General features: G+C 69.3%; 4 protein-coding genes. 2 read left to right on the top strand and 2 right to left on the bottom strand.

The annotated features are described in order from the left end of the window. Nucleotides 1-327 (top strand): hypothetical protein (locus tag FUT87_RS29230; protein WP_186830716.1); only part of this gene is annotated, 327 nt, incomplete at its 5' end. 283 nt (nucleotides 328-610) lie between these two features. Further along, a complete protein-coding gene (gene sodC / locus FUT87_RS22890) occupies nucleotides 611-1,147 on the top strand; it encodes a superoxide dismutase family protein (RefSeq protein ID WP_091724137.1) in 537 nt (178 codons plus the stop codon). Nucleotides 1,148-1,331: 184 nt separating this feature from the next. Here sodC and acnB read toward each other — a convergent pair whose 3' ends face one another. After that, nucleotides 1,332-3,920, bottom strand: coding sequence for a bifunctional aconitate hydratase 2/2-methylisocitrate dehydratase (gene acnB, locus FUT87_RS22885; RefSeq protein ID WP_147242501.1), 2,589 nt, complete (start codon nucleotides 3,918-3,920; stop codon nucleotides 1,332-1,334). Between the two features lie 50 nt (nucleotides 3,921-3,970). After that, nucleotides 3,971-4,352: type II toxin-antitoxin system VapC family toxin (locus tag FUT87_RS22880; protein WP_147242500.1), on the bottom strand; the 382-nt coding region annotated here is incomplete at its 5' end.

The raw sequence follows: 4,352 nt of genomic DNA, 5'->3' as shown, positions 1-4,352 counted from the left end.
ACACCGGCGGCGCAGCAGCGGCTGCGGCGCATCGGCGTGCGGCGTCCCGACGTGCTCGTGGACGGCCTGGCCGGCGAATTCCGCCGGACCCATCAACTGGCCGCGATGGGCTGCTGCCTGCCGCCGGCGATCGAGGCGCTCGTGCCCGGCGCCATCGCCCCGCGCGATGAAGACGGCCTGGATCGCGGCTTCGAGGCGCTCAGCGCGAGCTACGCGCAACTGCTCGACCGCCTGGCGCCGCCGCCGGGCAGCCACCGTCACAACTGGCTGGAGAGCCGCGTGCGGGTGCATCTGGCGAGGGCCGAGGCGCTGCGAGGGGTGCTCTGACGTGGTGCTCCGAGGTGGAGCTCTGACGTGGCGCTTTCGCCTTCATCCCGAGGCGGGTGTGAAGGCCGGGTGAGCGCGGGGTGAGCAAGCAGTGAGCATCGGACGACGATTGGCTGCCCTGCGCGTTGCGCGGCTGCCGCGTCGCTTCGTCAGCGTGCGCGCGACACGCCGTTGCACGATCATTCGACCCCAGGGCGCATCGCCGGTCCCACCGGCCGGTGCCCCGACCGATGGCCGTCGTCGGCCCGGTCGCCTTTCCCGTCCATCCGAAGAGGAGTTTCGAATGAAAGTCGCCAAGTCCCTGTGCCTGGGCCTGATCGTGTCCGGTGCCGCCCTGACGGCCGCGCATGCCGCCGAACTGACGGTGAACCTCGCCATCGCGCAGCCCGATGGGGCCGGCGCCTCGGCGGGCACGGTGCGCATCGTCGAGACGCCGTATGGCCTGGCCTTTTATCCGCAGCTCCAGGGGCTGCCGGCCGGCCTGCATGGTTTCCATGTGCATGAGAACCCGTCCTGCGGGCCCGCCACGACCAACGGCACGGTGACCCCGGCCGGCGCGGCGGGCGGGCACTTCGATCCCAAGGGCAGCAAGCGCCATGGCGAGCCCTGGGGCGACGGCCACCTGGGCGACCTGCCGCCGCTGTTCGTCGCGCAGGACGGGCAGGCGGTCAATCCGGTGCTGTCGCCGCGACTGACCAAGCTCGACGAGGTCAAGGGCCATGCCTTGATGGTCCATGCCGGCGGTGACAACCACGCCGACCATCCGGCCCCGCTGGGCGGTGGTGGCGCGCGCATCGCCTGCGGCGTGATCGGCGGTTGAGCAGCAGCGCAGCAGCGGCCGCTGGACGTCCGGACCGGACCCGCGCCGTCCGCGCCGTCGATTCACCATGAACAAGGGCCCGGAGGTTCGCACCTCCGGGCCCTTGTCGTTGGCGGGGCAGGGGACTCGACGTCCCCCGCGTCGCCGCGTCGCCGCGGACCGGGGTCCGCGATGGTCCGGCCGATCAGGCGACCGACTTCGCCGTCTCCGCGTATTCCTCGATCTGGTCGAAGTTCATGTAGCGGTAGACGCTGGCCTTGTCGGCATCGATGACGCCCATTTCCTTGAGGTACTCCGCCTTGGTCGGCAGGCGGCCCAGGCGGGACGCGATCGCGGCCAGCTCGGCCGAGCCCAGGAACACGTTGGTGTTCTTGCCCAGACGGTTGGGGAAGTTGCGCGTGGAGGTCGAGATGACCGTCGCGCCCTCGCGGACCTGCGCCTGGTTGCCCATGCACAGCGAGCAGCCCGGCATCTCGGTGCGCGCACCGGCGGTGCCGAAGGCGGCGTAATGGCCTTCCTTGATCAGCTCGCTCTGGTCCATCTTGGTCGGCGGCGCGACCCACAGCTTGACCGGGATGTCGCGCTGGCCGCCCAGCAGCTTGGCCGCCGCGCGGAAGTGACCGATGTTGGTCATGCACGAGCCGATGAAGGCCTCGTCGATCTTGGTGCCGGCGACTTCGGACAGCACCTTCGCGTCGTCCGGGTCGTTCGGGCAGCAGACGATCGGCTCGGTGATGTCGGCCAGGTCGATCTCGATGACGGCGGCGTACTCGGCGTCCTTGTCCGCTTCCAGCAGGTCCGGCTTGGCCAGCCAGGCCTCGACCTTCTCGATGCGGCGCTGCAGCGTCTTCGCGTCCGCGTAGCCGTCGGCGATCATGTTCTTCATCAGGACGATGTTGGAGGTGAGGTACTCCTTGATCGGCGCCGGATTCAGCTTGATCGTGCAGCCGGCGGCCGAGCGCTCGGCCGAGGCGTCGGACAGCTCGAAGGCTTGCTCGACCTTCAGGTCGGGCAGGCCCTCGATCTCCAGGATGCGGCCCGAGAAGATGTTCTTCTTGCCGGCCTTGGCCACGGTCAGCAGACCGGCCTTGATCGCGTACAGCGGGATCGCGTGGACCAGGTCGCGCAGCGTCACGCCCGGCTGCATCTCGCCCTTGAAGCGCACCAGCACCGATTCCGGCATGTCCAGCGGCATCACGCCGGTCGCGGCGCCGAAGGCCACCAGGCCCGAACCGGCCGGGAAGGAGATGCCGATCGGGAAACGGGTGTGCGAGTCGCCGCCGGTGCCCACGGTATCGGGCAGCAGCAGGCGGTTCAGCCAGCTGTGGATCACGCCGTCGCCCGGACGCAGCGACACGCCGCCGCGGTTGGAGATGAAGGCGGGCAGCTCGCGGTGCGTCTTCACGTCCACCGGCTTCGGATACGCGGCGGTGTGGCAGAAGGACTGCATCACCAGGTCGGCCGAGAAGCCCAGGCAGGCCAAGTCCTTCAGCTCGTCGCGGGTCATCGGGCCGGTCGTGTCCTGCGAACCGACCGTCGTCATCTTGGGCTCGCAGTAGGTGCCCGGACGCACGCCCTGGCCTTCCGGCAGGCCGACCGCGCGGCCCACCATCTTCTGCGCCAGCGTGAAGCCGGCGCTCGAGGCGGCCGGGGCTTGCGGCAGGCGGAACAGGGTGGAGGCGGGCAGGCCCAGGAACTCGCGCGCCTTGGCGGTCAGCGAGCGGCCGATGATCAGGTTGATCCGGCCGCCGGCGCGCACTTCGTCGAACAGCACGTCGCTCTTGAGCTTGAACTCGGCCACGGTCTCGCCGTTCTTCACCAGCTTGCCGTCATAGGGCAACACGTCGATGACGTCGCCCATCTCCAGCTTGGACACGTCGACCTCGATTGGCAGCGAGCCCGAGTCTTCCTGCGTGTTGAAGAAGATCGGCGCGATCTTGCCGCCCAGCGTCACGCCGCCGAAGCGCTTGTTGGGGACGAAGGGGATGTCCTGGCCGGTGGCCCAGATCACCGAGTTGGTCGCCGACTTGCGCGACGAGCCGGTGCCGACGACGTCGCCGACGTAGGCCACGACGTGGCCCTTCTTCTTCAGGTCCTCGATGAACTGCATCGGGCCGCGCTTGCCGTCCTCCTCGGGCTTGAAGGCCGCGTCGGGGCGGGTGTTCTTCAGCATCGCCAGGTAATGCAGCGGGATGTCCGGACGGCTCCACGCGTCGGGCGCGGGCGACAGGTCGTCGGTGTTGGTCTCGCCCGGCACCTTGAAGACGGTGACGGTGATCTTCTTCTCGACTTCCGGACGCGAGGTGAACCACTCGGCGTCGGCCCAGCTCTGCATCACTTCCTTGGCCTTGGCGTTGCCCGCCTTGGCCTTGGCGGCGACGTCGTTGAAGTAGTCGAACATCAGCAGGGTCTTCTTCAGACCGTCGGCGGCGACGCCGGCGACTTCGGCGTCGTCCAGCAGCTCGATCAGCGGATGCACGTTGTAGCCGCCCACCATGGTGCCCAGCAGTTCGGTGGCCTTGGCCTTGGAGATCAGGCCCACCTTCAGGTCGCCGTGCGCGACGGCGGCCAGGAAGCTGGCCTTGACCTTGGCGGCATCGTCCACGCCCGGCGGCACGCGGTGCGTCAGCAGATCCAGCAGGAAGGCCTCCTCGCCGGCCGGCGGGGTCTTGATGAGCTCGATCAGCTCGGCGACTTGCTTCGCGTCGAGCGGCAGCGGCGGGATGCCGAGCGCGGCGCGTTCGGCTTCATGTTGGCGATAGGCTTGCAGCATGCGAACTCCAGTGTGGTCTCTGCTTGGGTCGAAAGAGCGGGTCTCGGCGGTCACGGCGCGCTGGGCACGATGACCTTGAGGCCCTTGAAATAGTCTCGGAAGAAGCCCTGGTCCCGGGTGATCAGGCCGTCGCACTGCAACATCGCGTGCGCACCCACCAGGAAGTCGGGCATCGCCCGCGTGGCGGCGGCCTCGGGCGCGCCGGAAGGCGCCCCCTTGTGGGCCAGCCGTTGCTTGAACTTGCGTTGCATCTCGCCGGCGCGGATCGCCGCGCGCTGGTCGATGGCCAGAAAGCGCAGGCCCATCTCCTCGAGCGCGTCCATCACCTCCGAGCCGTGCCCGAGGCCGGCCGTGACTTCGGCCAGCACCACGTCGCACAGCACCACCGGGCCGCTGGACAGCGCCAGGCGCAGCGCGGCCTCGGCGGCGTCG

Source organism: Mitsuaria sp. TWR114, assembly GCF_007997345.1.
The sequence above is the reverse complement of the archived record's forward strand: the minus strand, read 5'-3'. Positions and strand labels throughout refer to the sequence as shown.

What these genes read in the sequence shown, in the direction of transcription:
- sodC (WP_091724137.1), top strand. Translation starts at nt 611, where the DNA reads ATGAAAGTCGCCAAGTCCCTGTGCCTGGGCCTGATCGTGTCCGGTGCC.
- acnB (WP_147242501.1), bottom strand. Translation starts at nt 3,920, where the DNA reads ATGCTGCAAGCCTATCGCCAACATGAAGCCGAACGCGCCGCGCTCGGC.